Annotated in this window: 19 protein-coding genes; 8 read left to right on the forward strand and 11 right to left on the reverse strand. The window is 60.5% G+C overall.

The features are described from left to right. Positions 1-359 precede the first annotated feature (359 nt). On the reverse strand, positions 360-2,030 hold the full coding sequence (locus LT42_RS19615; RefSeq protein ID WP_037016635.1) for a putative bifunctional diguanylate cyclase/phosphodiesterase: 1,671 nt from the start codon (positions 2,028-2,030) through the stop codon (positions 360-362). A 202-nt stretch (positions 2,031-2,232) separates the two neighbouring features. Between LT42_RS19615 and rep the strand changes: the two genes are divergently transcribed. The 4 genes from rep to LT42_RS19635 all read left to right on the forward strand — a co-directional run bounded on the left by rep (position 2,233) and on the right by LT42_RS19635 (position 6,656). Continuing rightward, on the forward strand, positions 2,233-4,242 hold the full coding sequence (gene rep / locus LT42_RS19620; protein WP_037017589.1) for a DNA helicase Rep: 2,010 nt from the start codon (positions 2,233-2,235) through the stop codon (positions 4,240-4,242). Between the two features lie 39 nt (positions 4,243-4,281). Next, the gene (locus LT42_RS19625; protein ID WP_037016637.1) at positions 4,282-4,851 is read left to right on the forward strand and encodes a xanthine phosphoribosyltransferase; all 570 of its coding nucleotides are present in this window, start codon (positions 4,282-4,284) and stop codon (positions 4,849-4,851) included. A 26-nt stretch (positions 4,852-4,877) separates the two neighbouring features. Beyond that, the gene (locus LT42_RS19630) at positions 4,878-5,762 is read left to right on the forward strand and encodes an MBL fold metallo-hydrolase (protein ID WP_037016639.1); all 885 of its coding nucleotides are present in this window, start codon (positions 4,878-4,880) and stop codon (positions 5,760-5,762) included. Between the two features lie 78 nt (positions 5,763-5,840). Further along, positions 5,841-6,656 (forward strand): sulfite exporter TauE/SafE family protein, encoded by an 816-nt coding sequence (locus LT42_RS19635; RefSeq protein WP_037016641.1) that lies wholly within the window; start codon positions 5,841-5,843, stop codon positions 6,654-6,656. A gap of 180 nt (positions 6,657-6,836) precedes the next feature. On the opposite strand, the gene LT42_RS19640 is transcribed toward LT42_RS19635, so the two are convergent. From LT42_RS19640 to dadA, 6 genes are all read right to left on the reverse strand, one after another. Then, on the reverse strand, positions 6,837-8,759 hold the full coding sequence (locus LT42_RS19640; RefSeq protein WP_037016643.1) for an acetyl-CoA hydrolase/transferase C-terminal domain-containing protein: 1,923 nt from the start codon (positions 8,757-8,759) through the stop codon (positions 6,837-6,839). A gap of 102 nt (positions 8,760-8,861) precedes the next feature. After that, complete coding sequence (locus LT42_RS19645) at positions 8,862-9,167, reverse strand: DUF2845 domain-containing protein (protein WP_037016645.1); 306 nt, start codon at positions 9,165-9,167, stop codon at positions 8,862-8,864. 29 nt (positions 9,168-9,196) lie between these two features. Beyond that, complete coding sequence (locus LT42_RS19650) at positions 9,197-9,745, reverse strand: cupin domain-containing protein (RefSeq protein ID WP_037016647.1); 549 nt, start codon at positions 9,743-9,745, stop codon at positions 9,197-9,199. Positions 9,746-9,904: 159 nt separating this feature from the next. Further along, a complete protein-coding gene (alr, locus tag LT42_RS19655) occupies positions 9,905-10,978 on the reverse strand; it encodes an alanine racemase (protein ID WP_037016649.1) in 1,074 nt (357 codons plus the stop codon). Positions 10,979-11,154: 176 nt separating this feature from the next. Beyond that, entirely contained in the window at positions 11,155-11,508 is a 354-nt protein-coding gene (locus tag LT42_RS19660; RefSeq protein ID WP_037016651.1) for a RidA family protein, read from the reverse strand. Next, positions 11,480-12,781, reverse strand: a complete 1,302-nt coding sequence (gene dadA / locus LT42_RS19665; protein WP_037016653.1) for a D-amino acid dehydrogenase — start codon at positions 12,779-12,781, stop codon at positions 11,480-11,482. Before dadA ends, LT42_RS19660 begins: the two co-directional genes overlap by 29 nt. 153 nt (positions 12,782-12,934) lie before the next feature. Between dadA and LT42_RS19670 the strand changes: the two genes are divergently transcribed. Continuing rightward, a complete protein-coding gene (locus LT42_RS19670; protein ID WP_037016655.1) occupies positions 12,935-13,423 on the forward strand; it encodes an Lrp/AsnC ligand binding domain-containing protein in 489 nt (162 codons plus the stop codon). 12 nt (positions 13,424-13,435) lie between these two features. On the opposite strand, the gene LT42_RS19675 is transcribed toward LT42_RS19670, so the two are convergent. Further along, entirely contained in the window at positions 13,436-13,789 is a 354-nt protein-coding gene (locus tag LT42_RS19675) for a YkgJ family cysteine cluster protein (RefSeq protein ID WP_037016657.1), read from the reverse strand. 178 nt (positions 13,790-13,967) lie between these two features. Between LT42_RS19675 and LT42_RS19680 the strand changes: the two genes are divergently transcribed. Then, a complete protein-coding gene (locus tag LT42_RS19680) occupies positions 13,968-15,278 on the forward strand; it encodes an NAD(P)/FAD-dependent oxidoreductase (protein ID WP_037016659.1) in 1,311 nt (436 codons plus the stop codon). Positions 15,279-15,316: 38 nt separating this feature from the next. Here the strand turns inward: LT42_RS19680 and LT42_RS19685 are convergent, their stop codons facing one another. Next, positions 15,317-15,550 (reverse strand): DUF1127 domain-containing protein, encoded by a 234-nt coding sequence (locus LT42_RS19685; RefSeq protein ID WP_037016661.1) that lies wholly within the window; start codon positions 15,548-15,550, stop codon positions 15,317-15,319. A 176-nt stretch (positions 15,551-15,726) separates the two neighbouring features. On the opposite strand from LT42_RS19685, the gene LT42_RS19690 reads away from it, so the two are divergent. Further along, a complete protein-coding gene (locus LT42_RS19690; RefSeq protein WP_037016662.1) occupies positions 15,727-17,154 on the forward strand; it encodes an aminotransferase-like domain-containing protein in 1,428 nt (475 codons plus the stop codon). Between the two features lie 87 nt (positions 17,155-17,241). Beyond that, a complete protein-coding gene (locus LT42_RS19695) occupies positions 17,242-18,819 on the forward strand; it encodes a phospholipase D family protein (protein ID WP_037017592.1) in 1,578 nt (525 codons plus the stop codon). On the opposite strand, the gene LT42_RS19700 is transcribed toward LT42_RS19695, so the two are convergent. Together LT42_RS19700 and LT42_RS19705 are read right to left on the reverse strand one after the other, a co-directional pair. Then, positions 18,816-19,961, reverse strand: a complete 1,146-nt coding sequence (locus LT42_RS19700) for an MFS transporter (protein ID WP_037016664.1) — start codon at positions 19,959-19,961, stop codon at positions 18,816-18,818. The two genes, LT42_RS19695 and LT42_RS19700, sit on opposite strands and share 4 nt — an antisense overlap. 107 nt (positions 19,962-20,068) lie before the next feature. Next, positions 20,069-21,562, reverse strand: coding sequence for an aldehyde dehydrogenase (locus LT42_RS19705; RefSeq protein WP_037016665.1), 1,494 nt, complete (start codon positions 21,560-21,562; stop codon positions 20,069-20,071). Between the last annotated feature and the right edge of the window lie 161 nt (positions 21,563-21,723).

Below are 21,723 nucleotides of genomic sequence, written 5' to 3' on the forward strand. Positions count from 1 at the left end.
ATGGCGTTATACCTGCCGACAACGTCGCCGCTGACCCAACCCGTTCGCGGGCAAGCGCGCTCCTACAGAATGGGGCCAAGGCGTGTCGAAGCTCTACGCCGCGTCAATGGAATCGGTCCGCAGTATTTCGAAACTTTACGCCGTTTATTGTAGGAGCGCGCTTGCCCGCGATGGCGTCGTACCTGCAAACGACGTTGCCGCTGACCCAACCCGTTCGCGGGCAAGCGCGCTCCTACAGAATCGGTCCGAGGCGTGTCGAAACATCGGGCCGCGCCAAATAGCATCAGTCCGAGGCGTGTCGAAACTTTAGGCGCGCCATTGGAACCGGTTCGAGGCATGTAGAGAAACTGCGCTGCCGATCACTTGCCTTGGACTACAAGCCCTCTGCTTTGGTCCATCGCCAGATACTGCATCAGCTCGGGCATTGCCAGCGGGTGACTGATGAGAAAGCCCTGTGCCTGATCGCAGTTGAAGCTGCGCAGCAGCGCCAGTTGCTCTGGGGTTTCGACGCCTTCGGCCACGACTTCCAGGCTGAGGTTATGCGCCAGGTTGATCATGGCGTGGACCAGCTTGCGGTTCTCTTCGCGCTGCTCCATCTCACCGACAAAACTCTTGTCGATCTTCAGCAAAGTGATCGGCAGGCTGTTGAGGTGCACGAACGATGAGAAACCGGTGCCGAAATCGTCCAGCGAAAAGCGCACACCCAAGCGCCCCAGTGCGTCCATGGTCTGTTTAACCAGGTCACTGCGGCGCATGACGGCGGTTTCGGTCAGCTCGAATTCAAGCCATTGCGCATCGATACCGCGATCGGCAATCAGGCGGCTAAGCGTTGCGAGCAGTTGGTTGTCCTGAAACTGGCGGAACGACAGATTGATCGCCATGTGCAGCGGCGGCACGCCTTGCTCGCGCAGCGCCTGCATGTCACGCAGGGCTCGAGCGATGACCCAGTACCCGAGCGGCACGATCAGTCCGCTTTGCTCGGCGAGCGGGACGAACTCACTGGGCGGCAACAACCCACGCTCGGCGTGCCGCCAGCGCACCAAAGCCTCCAACCCCAGAATGCGGCCCGTGCTCAGGCACAGCCGCGGCTGGTAGTGGAGCTCCAGCTCATCGCGACGCAAGGCGCGGCGCAGTTCACTTTCCAGGTCCGCCAGGCTGCGGGCGTTTCGGTTGATGCGTTCGTTGAAGACGTGATAAGTGCAGCCCTGCGTGCCCTTGGCTTGCTGCATGGCGATGTGTGCATGCCACATCAGTGGATCGGCGCCACCGTTAAGCCGGGCATAAGCGATGCCCAGACTGCAGCCGATCAACAGGCTCTCACCGTCGACCCAGTACGGCTCCGATAACGCTTCGGTGATGCGCTCGGCAATGGACTCCGCGCGCTCGGGGGCGCGCCGCGTATCGATCAGCAGAGCGAACTCATCGCTGCCCAGTCGCGCCAGCTGATCGCATGCCTCCAACTGACCTTTCAGCCGCGCTACCACTTGCAAGATCAACCGGTCACCCGCCTGGTGACCCAGCGCGTCATTTGCGCGGCGAAAATTGTCGAGGTCCAGATGCCCGAGCGCCAGGCCGCGACCGTCAAACTCAGCCAGTCGGGCCGCCAGCAACGTCTGAAAACCTTGCCGATTGGCAATGCCCGTCAGGGGGTCCTGCTCTGCGAGACGATGAAGGGTAGTTTCCAGCACGCCGCGTTCGCGCACATGACGCAAGCAGCGTCGCAGCGCCTGAGGGGTAAGGGCGTCGCGCACTAGCCAGTCACTCACGCCGGCAGGCTCTTCGTCAGGCTCTGTTTCAAAGAGCAAAACAGTAGGCCAATTGCATTGACCTGCAGAAGGCTGAAGGGCTTCGGTGGTGAACAGAATTCCGGGGACCGTAAGGTCCATTTGATGACCAACGGTGTCCCAGCTCGACGCGCAGTCAAGAACGGCGATATTCCCAAGCGGAGCCAGGCATTCGCGCAACGATGACGGCCATTCAGGCGAGGCCGCCAGAAGCAGCAAACGCAAGGGTTCGACAGGCGTAGACAAGCTAACTCCCCACACAAACATAATGACCTTGGCGCCCCCCCGAATGAGGGTCGTCAAACGCGAGAATCATCCGCAATGTCGCAAATGTAACAAAACGGCGAAATATAGATAGCGCGGCGCGTCACAGCGTCGGACGGAGGCTGCACATTCCGCTGACCCTGTTAAAATGCCCGCCCTTTTTCAAGCGACCCCATTTCTCCCCATGTCCCGACTCAATCCCCGGCAACAGGAAGCCGTGAACTACGTCGGCGGCCCTCTTTTGGTGCTCGCCGGCGCTGGCTCCGGCAAGACCAGCGTCATCACCCGCAAGATTGCCCACCTGATCCAGAACTGTGGCATTCGGGCTCAGTACATCGTCGCCATGACCTTCACCAACAAGGCGGCGCGGGAGATGAAAGAGCGCGTCGGGACCCTCTTGCGCGCCGGCGAAGGTCGCGGTCTGACCGTCTCGACGTTCCACAATCTGGGTCTCAACATCATCCGCAAGGAGCACGCCCGGCTGGGTTACAAGCCCGGATTCTCCATCTTCGACGAGACCGACGTCAAAGCGCTGATGACCGACATCATGCAGAAGGAATACTCGGGCGACGACGGCGTCGACGAGATCAAGAACATGATCGGCGCCTGGAAAAACGAACTGATCCTGCCGCCCGAGGCGCTTGCCAATTCGCGCAACCCCAAGGAGCAGACCGCAGCCATCGTTTACAGCCATTACCAGCGCACGCTCAAGGCGTACAACGCAGTGGATTTCGACGACCTCATCCTGCTGCCGGTGAAGCTGTTCGAGGAGCACGCCGACATTCTGGAGAAGTGGCAGCACAAGGTGCGCTACCTGCTTGTCGATGAGTATCAGGACACCAACGCCAGCCAGTACCTGCTGGTAAAAATGCTGATCGGCACGCGCTGCCAGTTCACCGTCGTGGGTGACGACGACCAGTCAATCTATGCCTGGCGCGGGGCTCGCCCTGAAAACCTCATGCTGCTCAAGGACGATTACCCGTCGCTGAAAGTGGTGATGCTCGAGCAGAACTACCGCTCCACCAGCCGTATCTTGCGCTGCGCCAACGTGCTGATTGCCAACAACCCCCACGCGTTCGAAAAACAACTCTGGAGCGAGATGGGTCACGGCGATGAGATCCGCGTTATTCGCTGTAAAAACGAAGACGCGGAGGCCGAGCGCGTCGCTGTCGAAATCCTCAGCCTGCACTTGCGCACCGATCGGCCTTATAGCGACTTCGCCATTCTCTATCGTGGCAACTATCAGGCCAAACTCATTGAGCTGAAGTTGCAGCACCACCAGATTCCCTATCGACTGTCCGGGGGCAACAGCTTTTTCGGACGTCAGGAAGTCAAAGACCTGATGGCCTACTTCCGCCTGCTGGTCAACCCGGATGACGACAACGCCTTTCTGCGCGTGATCAACGTGCCACGCCGGGAAATCGGCTCGACCACCCTGGAAAAACTCGGTAATTACTCGACCGAACGCAAGGTGTCGATGTACGCCGCCACGGACGAAATCGGCCTGGGCGAGCATCTGGACAGCCGCTTCACTGACCGTCTCAAGCGCTTCAAGCACTGGATGGATGGCGTGCGTCAGCAATGCGCGACGCAGGACCCGATTGCCGCACTGCGCAGCATGGTCATGGACATCGATTACGAAAACTGGATTCGTCAGAACAGCTCCAGCGATAAAGCCGCCGACTACCGCATGGGCAACGTGTGGTTTCTGATCGAGGCGCTGAAAAACACGTTGGAGAAAGACGAAGAAGGCGGCATGACCATCGAGGAGGCCATCGGCAAGCTGGTGCTGCGCGACATGCTGGAGCGCCAGCAGGAAGAGGAAGACGGCGCCGAAGGCGTGCAGATGATGACCCTGCACGCCTCCAAGGGTCTGGAGTTTCCGTACGTGTTCATCATGGGCATGGAAGAAGAAATCCTTCCGCACCGCTCCAGCATCGAGGCCGATACCATCGAAGAAGAACGCCGGCTCGCCTACGTGGGCATCACCCGCGCGCGGCAGACGCTGGCGTTCACCTTTGCGGCAAAGCGCAAACAGTACGGCGAAATCATCGATTGCCTGCCGAGCCGGTTCCTTGATGAGCTGCCGCCGGACGATCTCGCCTGGGAGGGCAACGATGACACGCCCGTCGAAGTCAAAGCCGTACGCGGCAACACAGCATTGGCGGACATTCGCGCCATGCTCAAAAGATAACGTTTATTTCGCGCACACCGCGCTCTGAGGACCACCCACGTGGAAGCACTGCACAAGAAAATTCGCGAAGAAGGCATCGTGCTTTCCGACCATGTACTGAAGGTCGATGCATTTCTGAATCATCAGATTGACCCGGTGCTGATGCAGCAGATCGGTGATGAGTTTGCCACCCTGTTCGCCGACTCGGGCATCACCAAAATCGTCACCATCGAGGCTTCGGGTATCGCACCTGCGGTCATGACGGGCCTTAAAATGGGCGTCCCGGTGATTTTCGCGCGCAAGCATCAGTCGCTGACCCTCACGGAAAACCTGTTTTCGGCATCGGTGTTTTCATTCACCAAGCAGACCGAGAGCACCATCGCCATTTCCACCCGCCACCTGAACAGCAGCGACCGCGTGTTGATCATCGATGACTTCCTGGCCAACGGCAAAGCGTCACAGGCGCTGATTTCGATCATCAAGCAAGCGGGCGCTTCCGTCGCCGGGCTTGGTATCGTGATTGAAAAGTCATTTCAGGGCGGCCGCGCCGAACTCGACGGCCAGGGCTACCGTGTAGAGTCCCTGGCTCGCGTGCAGTCACTGAAAGACGGCGTGGTTACCTTCGTTTGATCCAGATTCACCGCAGGAGACACGTTATGGACATTGACGAAAAATTGAGCGTTGAGGCGTTCTTCGATCCACAGACCTCGACCATCAGTTACCTGGTCATTGACCGCGCCACTCTTCATGCGGCGCTGATCGACAGCGTGCTGGATTACGATCCCAAATCCGGGCGCACCAGCACTCAGTCTGCCGACAAGCTGATAGCACGGGTTCGCGAACTGGGCGTGTCGGTGCAGTGGATTCTGGAAACCCACGTACACGCCGATCACGTCTCGGCGGCGGCCTACCTGAAAGAGCAGCTTGGCGGTACCGTTGCAATTGGCAGCCACATCACTCGCGTGCAGAAAGTCTTCGGCACGTTGTTCAACGCCAAAGGCGATTTCGCCCGGGATGGCAGCCAGTTCGACCGCCTGCTGGAAGACGACGCGCATTTCCAGATCGGTAGCCTGCAAGCCAGAGCGATGCACACCCCCGGCCATACACCGGCCTGCATGACCTACGTGATCGAAGCCGGCGATGAAGCCGTGGCGTTCGTTGGCGATACGCTGTTCATGCCCGACTACGGCACCGCCCGGTGCGACTTTCCGGGGGCGGATGCACGCACGTTGTATCGCTCGGTCGGGCGCATTCTCAGTCTGCCGCCGCAGACGCGCCTGTTCATGTGCCACGACTACCTGCCCAACGGGCGCGAGCTGATGTTCATGACCACGGTTGCCGAGCAACGCGCCAGCAACATCCATGTGCGTGAAGGCATCGGCGAGGACGCTTTTGTTGAAATGCGCGAGAAACGCGACGCCACGCTGGACATGCCGACGCTGATTCTTCCCTCGGTGCAGATCAACATGCGCGGCGGCAACATGCCGGAGGCGGAAGACAACGGCGTGCGCTACCTGAAAGTACCGATCAACGCGCTGTAAAACTTACCGAAGCGCCACTGAGTGGCGCTCATCACAGGCAGCCCTGCCCGGCAGCCTCACGGAACATGCCTGACTGACATGAATGAACACGAACTGATCGGAGCCGGCCTCGGTACGATCATTGGCGCGGTGTTGGCGCTGACCGGCGCGGGCGGCGGCATTCTTGCGGTGCCGTTGCTGGTCTTTGGCCTGGGTCTGACGATGATCGAAGCCGCCCCGGTCGGCCTGCTGGCGGTCGGCCTGGCCTCCGCAGTCGGTGCTGCACTGGGCCTGCGTCAAGGTATCGTTCGCTACCGGGCTGCCGTTTTTATCGCGCTGATCGGTATTGCGCTGTCCCCGGTAGGCCTGTGGCTGGCGCACCGGTTGCCCAATGCGCCGCTGGCACTGGGGTTCGCGTTGATCCTGTTTTATGTGTGCGGGCGGATCTACCGCAAAGCGGCTCATGAACTGCGCCACGGCAAGCCTCCCGAGCGAGGCGCTTTCAGGCCGTGCGTGGTCAATCCGCTGGTCGGTCGCTTGCGCTGGACCTTGCCCTGCGCCCGGTCACTGGCGGCGACCGGTGCATTGGCAGGGCTGCTGTCGGGTTTGCTCGGAGTGGGCGGCGGCTTTGTGATCGTGCCAGCACTGACCCGTTACACCGATCTGGAGATGAAAAGCATCGTTGCCACGTCACTCGCCGTCATCGCGCTGGTCTCGACGGGCAGCGTAATCACCGCCAGCGTCAGCGGTGCCATGCACTGGGCCGTGGGGGTTCCGTTCGCCTGCGGGGCGATCGCAGGACTTGTGGCAGGCCGACGAGTCAGTCGCTATCTGGCCGGCCCTAGATTGCAGCAGTTGTTCGCGGTGAGCGGCGTGTTCGCTGCCGTTCTGTTGGTCATCAAAACTCTCGGCTGATCCATACAGATGCATTCGCGAGCAAGCTCGCTCCCACAATTTCACGCCCACAACCTCAACACAGGTCCGGCGCAACTCCACCGTAGGAGCAATCGGAGGTTACGACGGTCGCAAAAGCGACCGGTCTGTCACAGCAGCGTTGCCTGCCCCCACGCATTTCCGAGCAAACTCACCCTGAACCTAGGACGTCGCTTGCAGGCCCGCCAACAACAGACGCTGATACAGCTCCTCGCGGAGCCCCTGCGGTTGATCCAGCCCCATGCGCTGCAAATGCACCGGAAACTCGCCTGCATCGGGCGCCTCCAGCGTGGCTTTGCCCAACTCGATGATTTCCGTGAGCTTGAACTTGCTCTTTAGCCAGTTCAGCGCTCGCAGAAGGTCGCGCTCCTCGGCAGTAAAATCGCTGCCCAACGGGTACTCGATGAACAACGAAGGGAACTGGCTGCGAATGTCCTTGAGCCGATCGGGCGTGTTCTGACTAAACAGCGGGTCGAGGCGGAAATCCTTTGGCAACTTGCCAGCCTTCTGTGCCTGATCGATCAGCCCCGGCTGGAAGCGCGAATCACTGACGTTGAGCAACGCCTCGATCACCGCCGCATCGGTTTTACCACGCAGATCGGCGATGCCGTATTCGGTAACGACGATGTCGCGCAAATGCCTCGGAATCGTCGTGTGCGCATAGTCCCAGACAATGTTGGAGCTGACCTCCCCGCCTGACTCGCGCCAGCTGCGCAGGATCAGCACCGAACGCGCGCCCTCAAGGGCATGGCCTTGCGCGACGAAGTTGTACTGCCCGCCCACGCCGCTGACGACTCGGCCATCGGCCAACTGGTCAGACACCGCTGCGCCCAGCAGCGTGACAGTGAAACAGCTGTTGATAAACCGCGCGTCGCGTCGTTGCAGACGCTTGAGCGTCTCGTTGCCGTAAAGCTCGTTGATGTAGCTGATGGCGGTCATGTTGATCTGCGCAATTTGCGTTGGCGCAAACTCCCGCAGTCGATCGTAAAAGCTGCGCGGACCAAGAAAGAAGCCGCCATGAATCAGCACGCCGTCTCCATAGACCGACTCATCGAGAACCCCGTCATTCGCCATCTGCTGCAGCTCGACGTCCGCGTACACTTTGCGGCGAATGATCCCCGCTTCCAGCAACACCAGCAGGCCGTTGACCAACATTTCGCTGCAGCCGTACAGCCCGGTGGCGAAGGGCATCACCCCGCCTTCGGCCTCGATCAGCGGTTTCCAGGTGGAGATGCCGTCCAGTTCTGCCAGGCACGCCCGATAGGTATCGTTATCGGCCTGCCGCGCCAGCAATGCGGCGGTCAACGCATCGCCCATGGAGCCAATGCCGATCTGCAGCGTGCCACCGTCACGCACCAGCATGCTCGCGTACAAACCAATGAAATGGTCCTGAATACCCACCGGCATATTGGGTGTGGAGAACAGCGTGCTGCGCTCCTCATGTTCGATCAGCAGGTCGAAAGTATCGATGCCGATCTCGGCGTCGCCCGGCATGTACGGCAGGTCCGCGTGCACATGGCCAAGCATCAGAATGCGCTCGCCTGCTGCCCGGCGTTTTTCCAGCATGGGCAACAGGTCAAGGGTGATGTCGGGGTTGCAGCTCAAGCTGAGGTGGTCGGGACGTTGAGGGTCGCGGGCGATCAGCTGCGCAACGAGGTTCAACCCGTTGGCGTTGATGTCCCGTGCGGCATGGCTGTAGTTGCTGCTGACGTAATCCTGCTGCGCCTCGTTGCTGCCCAACAGGCTGCCGGGCTGCATGAAAAACTGCTGAACGTGGACATTGGGCGGCAATTCGTCCCGGCGCAGGTCAGCGAGAAAGTCCAGCTCGGGGTAATCATCGAAAACCCGCTCCAGAAAGGGCTCCAGGAAGCGCTTCTGCAAACCGTCGCCACCGTCTGGCCGTCCGAGGCACAACGCGGTGTACACAGTAAGTTGCCGATCCGGCAGCGATTTGATCCGGGCATAAAGCGCGTTGGCAAACCGATTGGGCTTGCCCAACCCCAGCGGCATACCCATGTGGACGTGCGCAGGCAACTCGGCCAGCACGTGATCGACAGCTTGCTCGATCGAGCAGGATTGCGGCATCCGGCCTCTCCTGATTGTTATTTGATGGGCGTTGGACCGAGGCTTCAGGTTATTTGCTGCATTGCGCCCTGCGATGTGATTGCAAAGGGCGTCGCTAGCGGTTCATTGATCCCGTTTTGTATCGATGTCCACCAGCTTGTCTTCGATAAATCGCAAATGCTGCCGAGCGCCGTTGCGCGGGCCGTATATCCACATACTCACCTTTGCGGCGTTCAGCCTCGGAACGCCATTCGCTGTGAGCGCAGGCAATTGGTCAACGCTGCTGTCAGGCGCTCCGCACTTCTGGCGAACCACATCGGCAGTATCGCCCAGGCTGATAAGCGCGGTACCGCAGCGCATGGTCGCTGACGCGTTCCCGACGTACAGCAACGTTGCCAGCGCGATCAACATCAGCTTCGGACCTGTCATTCACTGCAATCCCGAGTCTGGCGCCGCGATCAGAAATTCGCCGGCGTGGCCGCGCTGATCAGCCGTGCAGGAACGTCGAATGGGTTGCGAAAGCGATGCGGTCGTGAGCTCTCGAAGTAGTAGCTGTCGCCCTCTTCAAGCACGTAGGTGTCTAGACCGACCACCAGTTCAAGACGGCCCTCGACCAGAATCCCGGTCTCCTCGCCTTCATGCACGAGCATCTCGACGCCCGTATCAGCCCCCGGCGGGTAAACCTCGGAAAGGAACGCAATGGCGCGGCTCGGATGGGATTTGCCGACCAGCTTCATGGTCACGGCACCGTCCGAGATATCGATCAGTTCACTGGCCTTGTAGACCACTTGGGTAGGATTTTCGGGTTCGAGCTCTTCGGAAAAGAACTCCACCATGGACATCGGTATGCCGCCCAGCACCTTGCGCAGCGAACTGATCGAGGGGCTGACGCTGTTTTTCTCGATCATGGAGATGGTGCTGTTGGTCACGCCCGCTCGTTTGGCGAGTTCACGCTGGGACAGACCTTTGAGTTTACGAATGGATTGCAGTCGTTCACCGACGTCCAATGCGGGAGTCCTCCTGATGATCATGTTGGGTCAAGTGGCAGCCATCATGGCAACAGCGTTCAGTATTTACAACACTTGAGCCCATGGCCGGATCAGCCAGGGGACTAGCGGCGGCGGCAGGCTGCAACAGGAGTTATCGCAGCCGTCCGAGGTGCGGGATCAGCGGCCGGAATAGAGCCTTGGCACGCGCTTGAGGTTGCAGAGAATCTGATAAGGGATCATGCCCGCGTGCGCTGCGACGTCGCTGATGAGGATGTTTTTGCCCCACAGCTCCACGTCGCTGCCCAAACCTGAGCCCGGCACGTCGGTCAGGTCGACGCAGAGCATGTCCATCGACACTCGCCCCAACAACTGGCTGCGATGCCCATTGATCATCACCGGCGTACCGGTTGGCGCCTGACGGGGATAGCCGTCGGCGTAACCCATCGCGACCACACCGATGCGCATGCTGCGCTCGGCGATAAAGGTGCCGCCGTAGCCGACCGGCTCGCCAGCGGGCAGATCCCGAACGCAAATCACTCGGGATTCAAGACTCATCACCGGCTGCAGGCGGTCTGCCACGGACTGCGGCTGATCGAAGGGTGTCGCGCCGTAAAGCATGATGCCTGGACGGACCCAGTCGCTTGGTACCGTGGGCCAGCCCATCACGGCGGGGGAATTGCGCAGGCTGATTTCTGCGGACAAGCCCGCACGCGCCGACTGGAATATCGCGACCTGCTCGTCTGTACGCGCGCTGTCCAGCTCGTCGGCGCGGGCGAAGTGGCTCATCAGAACGACTTTGGCGGCCTTGCCACTGCTCAGCAACCGTCGATGCGCCGCCTGAAATTCCGAAGGATGAATACCGACGCGATGCATCCCCGAATCCATCTTCAGCCAGAGATTCAGCGGTTCGGCGAGTGATGCCTGCTCGATAACGTCGACCTGCCACAACGAATGCACAACGCACCAGAAATCGTGCTCGACGATCAGCGCCAGTTCGTCCGCCTCGAAAAAGCCTTCCAGCAGCAGAATCGGCGCACGGATGCCGGCCTGACGCAGTTCGAGTGCCTCTTCGATACACGCCACGGCAAAGCCGTCCGCCTGAGACTCCAACGCCTGCGCAACGCTTACAGCGCCATGCCCATAGGCATCGGCCTTGATGACAGCCAACGCCTTGGCATTGGCGGTGTCCCGGGCCAGTTGGTAGTTGTGGCGCAAGGCCTGGAGGTCAATAACGGCGCGGGCTGGACGCATGGTGGGGCTTCTTGATCAGGGTTGGAGAATCTTCAGGAACGCGCTTGCCCGCGATTGCGGCGTGTCAGGCGAGGCCGATGCAGCTGACCTGTCTTCGCGGGCGGGCGCGCTCCTAAAAGATGTTGCGTATGTTTTCAGCAGCACACCGGCGCGCAGCGTGCCAAGGAGTTCTCGACTTAAGGCAGCGCCGCGACCACCGACAGCTCGACCAGAATCCCGGGCTCGCACAGTTTGGCTTCCACTGTGGCTCGCGCCGGCGCAAGGCCTCTTGGCAGCCAGGTATCCCAGACGCTGTTCATGCCGGCGAAATGCGCGTCGATATCCTTCAGGTAAATCGTCACTGACAGAATGCGGGTTTTGTCGGTACCGGCGAGGTCCAGCAGTCGCTCGATGTTATGAAGCGTCTCGCGGGTCTGTTGCTCTATCCCCGCCGCCATGTCGTCGGCCACTTGCCCGGCAAGATAAACGGTGCCGTTGTGGACGACCAACTGGCTCATGCGCTCATTGGTGAGCTGGCGCTGAATGGACATGTCTTGCGTTCTCCCTGGAGCTGCCGTAACGAGAAATATCGAGGCCTTCAGCGCTGATTTGTGGCGTTTTGCGGGCGATCAGGTCGGCCAGCAATCTGCCCGAACCGCAGGCCATCGTCCAACCCAACGTACCATGGCCGGTGTTGAGAAACAGATTGCGATACGGCGTGGCGCCTACGATCGGCGTCCCGTCCGGCGTGGTCGGGCGCAGACCGGTCCAGAAGCTGGCTTGCTGCAGATCGCCGCCGTGAGGATAAAGATCGTTGACGATCATCTCCAGCGTCTCGCGGCGACGAGGATTGAGCGACAGGTCGAACCCGGCAATCTCGGCCATGCCACCCACCCGGATGCGATTGTCAAAGCGGGTAATCGCGACCTTGTAGGTCTCATCGAGAATGGTCGACGTCGGCGCCATCGCAGGGTCGGTGATCGGCACCGTCAGCGAGTAACCCTTGAGCGGGTAAACCGGCGCCTTGATGCCCAGAGGCTTGAGCAGTTGCGGCGAGTAGCTGCCAAGCGCCAGCACGTAGCGGTCAGCAGTTTCGAGTTTGCCGTTGATGCGGACGCCGTGGATGCTGTCGCCGGCAAATTCGATGGAATCAATGGACTGACCGAAACGGAATTCAACGCCCAGCTTCACGCACATCTCGGCCAGACGTGTCGTAAACAGCTGGCAGTCGCCGGTTTGATCATTGGGAAGGCGCAGTGCGCCACTGAGGATATTGCTGACGCTCGCCAGAGCCGGCTCAACGCGGGCGATGCCTTCGCGATCAAGTACCTCATAGGGCACACCGGCTTGCTCAAGCACCGCGATGTCTTTGGCGGCGTTGTCCAGTTGCTCCTGGGTGCGGAACAGCTGAGTCGTGCCCAAGCTGCGGCCCTCGTAGGAGATCCCGGTCTCGGCGCGCAGCTCGTCAAGGCAGTCGCGGCTGTACTCGGACAGCCGCACCATGCGCTCCTTGTTCACGGCATAGCGGTTTTGGGTGCAGTTGCGCAGCATCTGCGCCATCCACAGATATTGATCGATATCCGCCGTCGCCTTGATCGCCAGCGGTGCATGGCGCTGCATCAGCCATTTGAGCGCTTTGAGCGGCACACCCGGAGCGGCCCACGGCGAGGCATAACCCGGCGAGACCTGCCCGGCATTGGCGAAACTGGTCTCCATGGCAGCGGCCGGCTGACGGTCCACGACAGTCACCTCAAAGCCGGCGCGCGCCAGGTAATACGCACTGGTGGTACCTATGACGCCACTTCCAAGGACCAGGACGCGCATGTTGATTCCCTCATCGCGGATATCCGCTGACGCTTTCAAGTTAAGGCAAGGATGTGCGCAGTATAAAAAGGCCCGAGCAGTGCTTTTGACTATATAACAGCCTATATTCGGTGTTTTCTCTCGACGACCGCCGTTTTGACAGAGGGCCTTGTGATGCGCACCCAACACCAGTCCAGACGCGAACTGGACAAGATTGATCGCAACATTCTGCGCATCCTGCAAAACGACGGCAGGATTTCCTTCACTGAACTGGGCGAACGCGTGGGGCTGTCTACCACGCCCTGTACAGAACGGGTCCGCCGTCTGGAGCGTGAAGGGATCATCATGGGCTACAACGCCCGCCTCAATCCGCAGAACCTCAAAGCCAGCCTGCTGGTGTTTGTCGAGATCAGCCTGGATTACAAGTCAGGCGACACGTTTGAAGAGTTCAGACGCGCGGTGCTTAAACTGCCGCATGTGCTGGAATGCCACTTGGTGTCAGGGGACTTTGACTACCTGGTTAAAGCGCGGATTTCCGAGATGGCGTCGTACCGCAAGTTGCTGGGCGACATCCTGCTCAAGCTGCCCCACGTACGGGAATCCAAAAGCTATATCGTGATGGAAGAGGTAAAGGAGAGTTTGTGTTTGCCGATCCCCGAATAGCACCTTAAACCCTCAAACCAGCACTTGCCGCGTGGAGGCGATGAACTCATGCACTTGCTTTTCGACGCGCGGGTGAATCAGCACCTCCGGCCGGCGGCCATTAGGGCATGGCAGGGTTTCAGTGGTGCCGAACAAACGACAGATCAGCGGCCGCTCCTCGTAAACCGTGCAACCGTTTGGACCCAGATGCACGCAGTTCAGCTCGTCGAGCGCGGCCTCTTGCTCGGCGGCGGTCTTGCGCGGCAAACGCGACATTTCTTCGGAAGACGTCGTTACAGGCCCGCAGCAGTCGTGGCACCCTGGCACACACTCGAAGGACGGAATCTGACGCCGCAGATCGCGGATTTTCTCGCTGTTGCAACCCATCGCGGCAGATCCTCCTGTTAAAGGGCGTAAGTGTGCCCGATCAGGCCTTTCGCTTACACAGTCCCATGCCCATCTTTCGCCAGGCCGGGACAGCGCACACCGCCATCTTCTTGCCCCGTCATCCCCAGCCCGCTACCCTCCGTAAAATTTTCCAAACAGCGCTCTCGGGATATTCAACATGAATGCTCGGCCTCCTCAGCCCGGATTGCTTGATCACGCGGCGTCCTACTATGCCGCCACTCGCCATCCTGAAACTGACTACCCTGCCCTTCGCGGCGAGATCAAAGCCGACGTTTGCATCATCGGCGGCGGGTTCTCCGGCGTGAACACGGCCATTGAGCTGGCTGAGCGCGGTTTGAAAGTCGTACTGCTGGAGGCGCACCGAATCGGTTGGGGTGCGAGTGGGCGTAATGGCGGGCAACTGATCCGCGGCGTCGGGCACGAGGTGGACCAATTCAGCAATGTCATCGGTGAGGATGGCGTTCGTCAGCTCAAGCTGATGGGCCTCGAAGCGGTAGAAATCGTCCGCGAGCGCGTCAGCAAATACCACATCGACTGCGACCTGACCTGGGGCTACTGCGATCTGGCGAACAAGCCCAAAGAATTCGAAGGTTTTGCCAAGGACGCAGAAGAGCTGCACAGCTTGGGCTATAGGCACACGCTGGAATTGGTCGAAGCGGGCAACATCGGCAGCGTCATCGGCTCGCCCAACTACGCCGGTGCGATGCTCGACATGGGCTCGGGGCATCTGCACCCCTTGAATCTGGCGCTGGCAGAAGCGGCCATAGCCCAGTCTCTGGGCGTCGACGTGTTCGAGCACTCAGCTGCGACACGCCTGGAGTATGGGGCTGAGGTCAAAATTCACACGTCTCACGGTTTGGTTCGCGCCAGCAGCCTGGTGCTGGGCTGCAACGCCTACCTCAACGGGCTCGATCCGGAGTTGAGCGGCAAGGTCTTGCCCGCGGGCAGCTACGTGATCGCGACTGAGCCGTTAAGTGAAGAGCTCGCAAACCAGTTGATGCCCCGCAACACCGCGATGTGCGACCAGCGCGTGGCGGTCGATTATTTCCGACTCTCCGCTGATCGACGCTTGCTGTTCGGCGGCGCCTGTCACTATTCCGGTCGCGACCCACGCGACATCGCCGCTTACATGCAACCGAAGATGCTCAAGGTGTTTCCTCAGCTCAAGAACGTAAAAATCGATTTTCAGTGGGGCGGCATGATCGGCATTGGCGCCAACCGCTTGCCGCAGATCGGGCGGATGGATAAGCATCCGAACGTGTTCTACGCCCAGGCGTACGCGGGGCATGGGCTCAACGCAACACACCTGGCCGGCAGGCTGTTGGCTGAAGCCATCAGTGGTCAACACAGCGGCGGGTTCGAACTCTTCGCGAAAGTGCCGCACATCACCTTCCCCGGCGGCAAGCATTTGCGCTCGCCGTTACTGGCGATGGGGATGTTGTGGCACCGGCTGAAAGAATGGGTGTAGCGAACCTCGCTTTGTGCGGACCGACACCGTCACAGGCCTCATTCGCGCCAGAACGGCTTGAGTCCTTCATGGCGCGCCTGCTCTCTGCTCAAGCCGATGTCCTGAAGTTGCTCGTCATTCAATTTCAGAAGCGCTCGCCGGGTGGCGCGACGGTGCTGAAACAGCCCCCACACGCCCAGGCCTTCCGGCGCATTGATGCGCAGGCCCGCTTCATGCTCGCGCACCAGCTCGCTTCCATACAGCGTTAACCGAACATCACTTATTCCGCTCATCTCCAGACACCTCGTGAAGGGTTTCGACCGGTTCATGATGTGGCTGTATGGAAAACCATTACAGATTCAAAGAATTATTATTCTTTGCATACAGAACGCTTTGATAGGCGGCTGAATGCTGTATTTTCCGCTGATCTGTATTGGTCCACCGAACGCATCAGCTGCGGGAGTACGCCATGACCCTTTACGTCAACCTTGCCGAACTGCTGGGCACCCGCATTGAAAACGGCTTTTATCGCCCTGGGGATCGATTGCCTTCCGTTCGGGCATTGAGCCTTGAGCATGGCGTCAGCCTGAGCACGGTGCAGCAGGCGTACCGGTTGCTGGAGGACAACGGCCTGGCATTGCCCCGCCCTAAATCCGGCTATTTCGTGCCTGCCGACCGCAAGGTGCCTGCCTTGCCAGCCATAGGTCGACCTGCGCAGCGGCCAGTGGAAATCTCGCAATGGGATCAAGTGCTGGAGCTGGCGCGCGCGGCCCCCAGCCCGGACGTGGTTCAACTGGGCCGCGGCATGCCCGACGTCACCAGCCCGACCCTGCGCCCGCTGACCCAGGCGCTTGGCCGGATCAGCCGGCGCTCGGACATGCCCGGGCTGTATTACGACAACATCCACGGGCGGCGCTGTCTGCGAGAGCAGGTCGCGCGCCTGCTGCTGGATTCGGGGACCAACGTCGATCCCGATGACTTGATGATCACCACCGGTGCCCAGGAAGCGTTGGCCATCAGCATTCGCTCGGTCTGCGAACCGGGTGACATCGTCGCGGTGGACTCGCCGAGCTTTCACGGTGCCATGCAAGCGCTCAAGGGTCTGGGTATGAAGGCCCTGGAGATCCCGACCGACCCACTCACCGGCATCAGCCTGGATGCGCTGGAGCTGGCTCTGGAACAATGGCCGATCAAAGCCATACAGCTGACGCCCAGTTGCAATAATCCTCTGGGCTACAACATGCCGGAGGACCGCAAGCGAGCGCTGCTGGTCCTGGCGCAACGCTTCGACGTCGCCGTTATCGAAGACGACGTGTATGGCGATCTGGCCTACAGCTATCCCCGCCCTCGCACTATAAAATCCTACGACGAAGACGGACGCGTGCTGCTGTGCAGTTCGTTTTCCAAAACCCTGGCGCCGGGACTTCGCGTGGGCTGGATCGCACCCGGTCGCTACCTCGACCGCGCGCTGCACATGAAATACATCAGCACGGGCTCGACCGCGACCCAGCCACAACTGGCGATTTCCGACTTCCTTCGCGCCGGTCACTACGAACCGCACATGCGCCGGATGCGGGGGCAGTACCAGCGCAGTCGCGATTTAATGACCGGCTGGGTTACGCGGTACTTCCCGGAAGGCACCCGCGTGAGTCGTCCCCAAGGCGGTTTCATGTTGTGGATCGAGCTGCCGGAGGACTTCGACTCGTTGCGCCTTAATCGGGCCTTGCAGGGCCAGGGCGTACAGATCGCCGTCGGCAGTATCTTTTCTGCATCCGGCAAATACAGAAACTGCCTGCGGATGAATTTCGCCGCCAAACCGACCACGCAAATCGAAGAGGCCGTGCGCAAGGTGGGCGCTGCCGCAGCGCGGCTCATGCAGCGTGCCGACCCTGCATAACCCCTTGCAGCTTTTAACCTTCTGCAGCTTTTAACCTTTTGAAGAAAGCGCGGTCATATCGCCATGACTGATTTTCGGATGACTGCGTTGACCAACACATGGGCAGTGCCCCTCGTTCTGGCACTCGCCCTCGGGCTTGGCGGCTGTGCGCACACGCCCGCGCCTGACGGCCCCAGTCAGGCCCTGCCTGCGGCGCAGTCTTCGTTCGGCCGCTCGATCATGGCACAGGCCGCTCCCCATGAAGGCCGCTCCGGGTTTCGCCTGCTGCCCAACAGCACCGAAGCATTCATGGCCCGGGCCGAGCTGATTCGCAATGCGAAAACCAGCCTCGACCTGCAGTACTACATTGTCCACGACGGCCTGAGCACTCGGGCGCTGGTTGACGAACTGCTGAAAGCGGCCGATCGCGGCGTCCGCGTGCGCATCCTGCTCGACGACACCACCAGCGATGGACTGGATGAGGTCATCGCCACTCTCGCAGCACACCCGAACATTCAGATTCGTCTGTTCAATCCGCTCAATCTGGGCCGCAGCATGGGCGCCACGCGCAACCTGGGCCGGCTGTTCAATCTGTCCCAACAGCACCGGCGCATGCACAACAAACTGTGGCTGGCAGACAGCGCCGTCGCCATCGTGGGCGGGCGCAATCTGGGCGATGAATATTTCGACGCCGAACCCAACCTGAATTTCACCGACATCGACATGCTCAGCGTCGGGCCGGTCGCCGAACAGCTGGGCCACAGCTTCGATCAGTACTGGAACAGCACGCTGAGCAAGCCGATCGACGATTTTCTTTACTGGCCGCCTGACCGCAAGGATCTGGCCAAGGCGCGCACGCTGCTGGCCAAGTCGCTGGCGCAGGCCCACGTCGAGAAGAAGGCGCTTTATGAGAGGTTGATGGCCTACCGGACCCAGCCACGCATGAAGACCTGGCTCAATGAATTGATTTGGGCGCATAACCAGGCGTTGTGGGACGCTCCGACCAAAGTGCTGTCGCGGGGCGAACCGGACCCTCACCTGTTGCTGACAACGCAACTGAGCCCTGACTTGGCCAATGTGCACCAGGAACTGACGCTGATCTCGGCTTATTTTGTCCCCGGGCAGGAGGGCCTGGTGTACCTGACAGGGCTGTCAGACAAAGGCGTTTCTGTAAGCCTGCTGACCAATTCGCTGGAAGCCACCGATGTACCGGCAGTACATGGCGGCTATGCACCTTACCGTCGAGCGCTGCTGGAACATGGCGTGAAGCTGTTCGAACTGCGCCGCCAACCCGGCGACCCTAGCAACGCAGGTAGCGGACCGAAGTTTCTGCGCACGAGCTTGATCAAGGGCGGTTCGGAGTCAAGTCTGCACAGCAAAGCGATGATCTTTGATCGCCAGAAAATGTTTGTAGGCTCATTCAACTTCGATCCGCGATCGGTGCTGTGGAACACAGAAGTCGGCGTGCTTGTGGACAGCCCTGAACTGACTGAATACCTGCGGGACCTGGCGCTTCAGGGTATGGCGCCGGCCATCAGCTATCAGGTCAAGCTGGAGAACGACCGGCTGGTGTGGGTGACCGAGGACAACGGCAAAATCCACACGCTGTCCAGGGAGCCTGGCGACTGGTGGCGGCGGATGAATGCCTGGTTCAGTAGCGCGGTAGGCCTGGAAAAGATGCTCTAAGCCACCGCCGCCTGGGGCCCGAAAGCTTTGGGCCGCTGTGACAGGATCACCAACCCCAGCGCCCCCGCCGCCATGAGCAAGGGCAAAGCCTGACCGCTGATCCACTGGCTACCGGCACCGGCCGCCAAAGGCCCTAGCAGACAGCCAATGCCCCAGAGCTGCGAGACGTGAGCATTGGCGCGTACCAGAGCGTCATCACGGTAGCGCTCGCCGATCAGGATCAGCGACAGCGTAAACAGCCCGCCCGCACTGGCGCCGAACAGCACCCACAATGGCCAGATGGCAATCGTATCGACCCACAGCGGGATGGCCAGGCTGGTCGCTGTCAGCGCCAGCGCACACCCGGAAAACAGCCGACGACGCGACACCCTGTCGGCCAGTGCCCCGATGGGCAACTGCAGAAGCGCATCCCCCACCACCACCGTGCTGACCATCGCCAGGGCCACTTCCGGCGTGAATCCCTGCTGCAGGCAATACACCGGCAGCAACGTCAGAATCATCGCTTCAAACCCGGCGAATAGGGCGATAGCCCATGCAATGGCCGGCAAGCTCCGACAGAAGCCGCCGAGATCGCGCAGCGTTACATGGCTGGATGCCGCGGTCGGTGCGCCCGTTCTGCCAAGCAACAGAAGAGGCGACACAGCAAGCAAGGCGGCTCCCACCCAAAAGCCGTAGTCAGCCTCGGTTCCCATGAAGCCCAGCAGGACCGGCCCGCCCAGTTGGCTCAGGGCATAGGAACTGCCATACAGCGCCACCAGCTTGCCGCGCAACCGTTCGATCACCAGTTGGTTGATCCAGCTTTCGCCGAGCACGAACACGATGGTGAGGATCATCCCGAGCGCAAGGCGCAGAGCCAGCCAAGCCCAGTAGCTGGGCAGCAAGCCCAGCAGCCCCACTGAAATCGATCCGCCCCACAGGCACAAGCGCATCAGGTTCGCGGTACCGAGCCTGGACGCGAGTCGGCTGGCAAGGCTGGCGCCCAGCAGAACGCCAATAGCGGGCATCGCCGCCATCACGCCAATGGGAAACGCGCCGTAACCCCACGCTTCCAGCCTCAACGACACCAGCGGCATGCTCACGCCCAGCGCCAGCCCGACGCTCAGCACTGAAGCCAGCACCGCGAAATAAGTACCCCAACGCATCACCACGCTCCTGTGGCTCAAAAGGATGAAACAAAACAGCCGGGCCCTTGAGGAAGGTCCGGCTGCTATGGTCTTTCAGTGACTGGAGGGTGAACGGGCGCGACCTGTTACAGCTTGATCCAGGTGGCCTTGAGCTCAGTGTATTTGTCGAACGCATGCAGCGACTTGTCACGGCCGTTGCCAGACTGCTTGAAGCCGCCAAACGGTGCGGTCATGTCGCCGCCATCGTATTGATTGACCCACACGCTGCCCGCGCGCAACGCCTTCGCCGTCAGATGTGCCTTGGACAGATCAGCCGTCCACACCGCCGCCGCGAGCCCGTAAGGTGTGTCGTTGGCAATCTGAATCGCTTCCTCGGCCGAATCGAACGTCAGGACAGACAGCACCGGCCCGAAGATCTCCTCTTGGGCGATCTTCATCGCGTTGGTCACGCCATCAAAAATGGTCGGCTCGACGTAAGTACCGCCGGTCTCTTGGAGGATGCGCTTGCCGCCGACAACCAGTTTGGCACCGTCCGAATGGCCGGCCTCGATGTACGAGAGCACCGTATTCATCTGCTGTGTGTCCACCAGCGCGCCCACTGTGGTCGCCGGATCAAGCGGATTGCCCGGCTTCCACGCTTTCAGCGCGTCGATCACCATGGGCAGGAATTTATCCTTGATGGATCGCTCGACAAGCAGGCGCGAACCGGCCGTACACACTTCGCCCTGGTTGAAAGCAATGGCGCTCGCTGCAGATTCGGCCGCTGCCTGGAGGTCCGGCGCATCGGCAAAAACGATGTTCGGGCTCTTGCCGCCGGCTTCCAGCCAAACGCGCTTCATGTTCGACTCGCCGGCGTAGATCAGCAATTGCTTGGCGATCTTAGTCGAACCGGTGAACACCGCCGTGTCGACATCCATATGCAGCGCCAGCGCCTTGCCTACGGTATGACCATAACCGGGCAGCACGTTTAGCACGCCTGCAGGGATACCGGCTTCGATGGCGAGTTGAGCCACGCGGATGGCAGTCAGTGGGGATTTTTCCGACGGCTTGAGGATCACCGAGTTGCCACTGGACAGCGCAGGACCCAGTTTCCAGGAAGCCATCAGCAATGGGAAATTCCACGGCACTATGGCGGTAACCACACCGATCGGTTCGCGGGTCACAAGCCCGAGTTGATCATGCGGAGTGGGCGCCACTTCGTCGTACAGCTTGTCGATGGCCTCGCCACTCCAGCTCAACGCCTGAGCGGAGCCGGGAATATCAATGCCGTAGGAGTCGCTGATGGGCTTGCCCATGTCGAGAGTCTCGAGCAGCGCCAACTCTTCAACGTTCTCGTTGATCAGCTCGGCGAAACGAAGCATGGCTGCCTTGCGCTTGGCTGGCGCGAGTCGCGACCAGACGCCGGAATTGAATGTGGCTCGCGCATTCTCGACAGCGCGCTGGGCATCGGCAGCGTCGCAGCTGGCAACATGAGCGAGGAAACGGCCATCGACCGGACTGATGCAGTCGAACGTCGAGCCGGAAGCGGCGTCTGTGTATTCACCATTGATGAATGCACGGCCTTCGATTTTCAAATCCTGGGCACGTTGCGCCCAGTCAGCATGAGTCAGGGTGGTCATGGAACGTCCTCCTCTTATGAGATGTGCGCGCCTCAGCGCTCGCGAGTCAGGCTTCAGGAGAGTGCATGAAGCGTCGTCGGATCAGCCAAGGGCATTCGCCACCCTAAACCAGCATTGGGCTAATTTCCAATATATTGGACACAAGCAGGCAGAATGCGGCC

Source organism: Pseudomonas lutea, assembly GCF_000759445.1.
Classification (GTDB): domain Bacteria; phylum Pseudomonadota; class Gammaproteobacteria; order Pseudomonadales; family Pseudomonadaceae; genus Aquipseudomonas; species Aquipseudomonas lutea.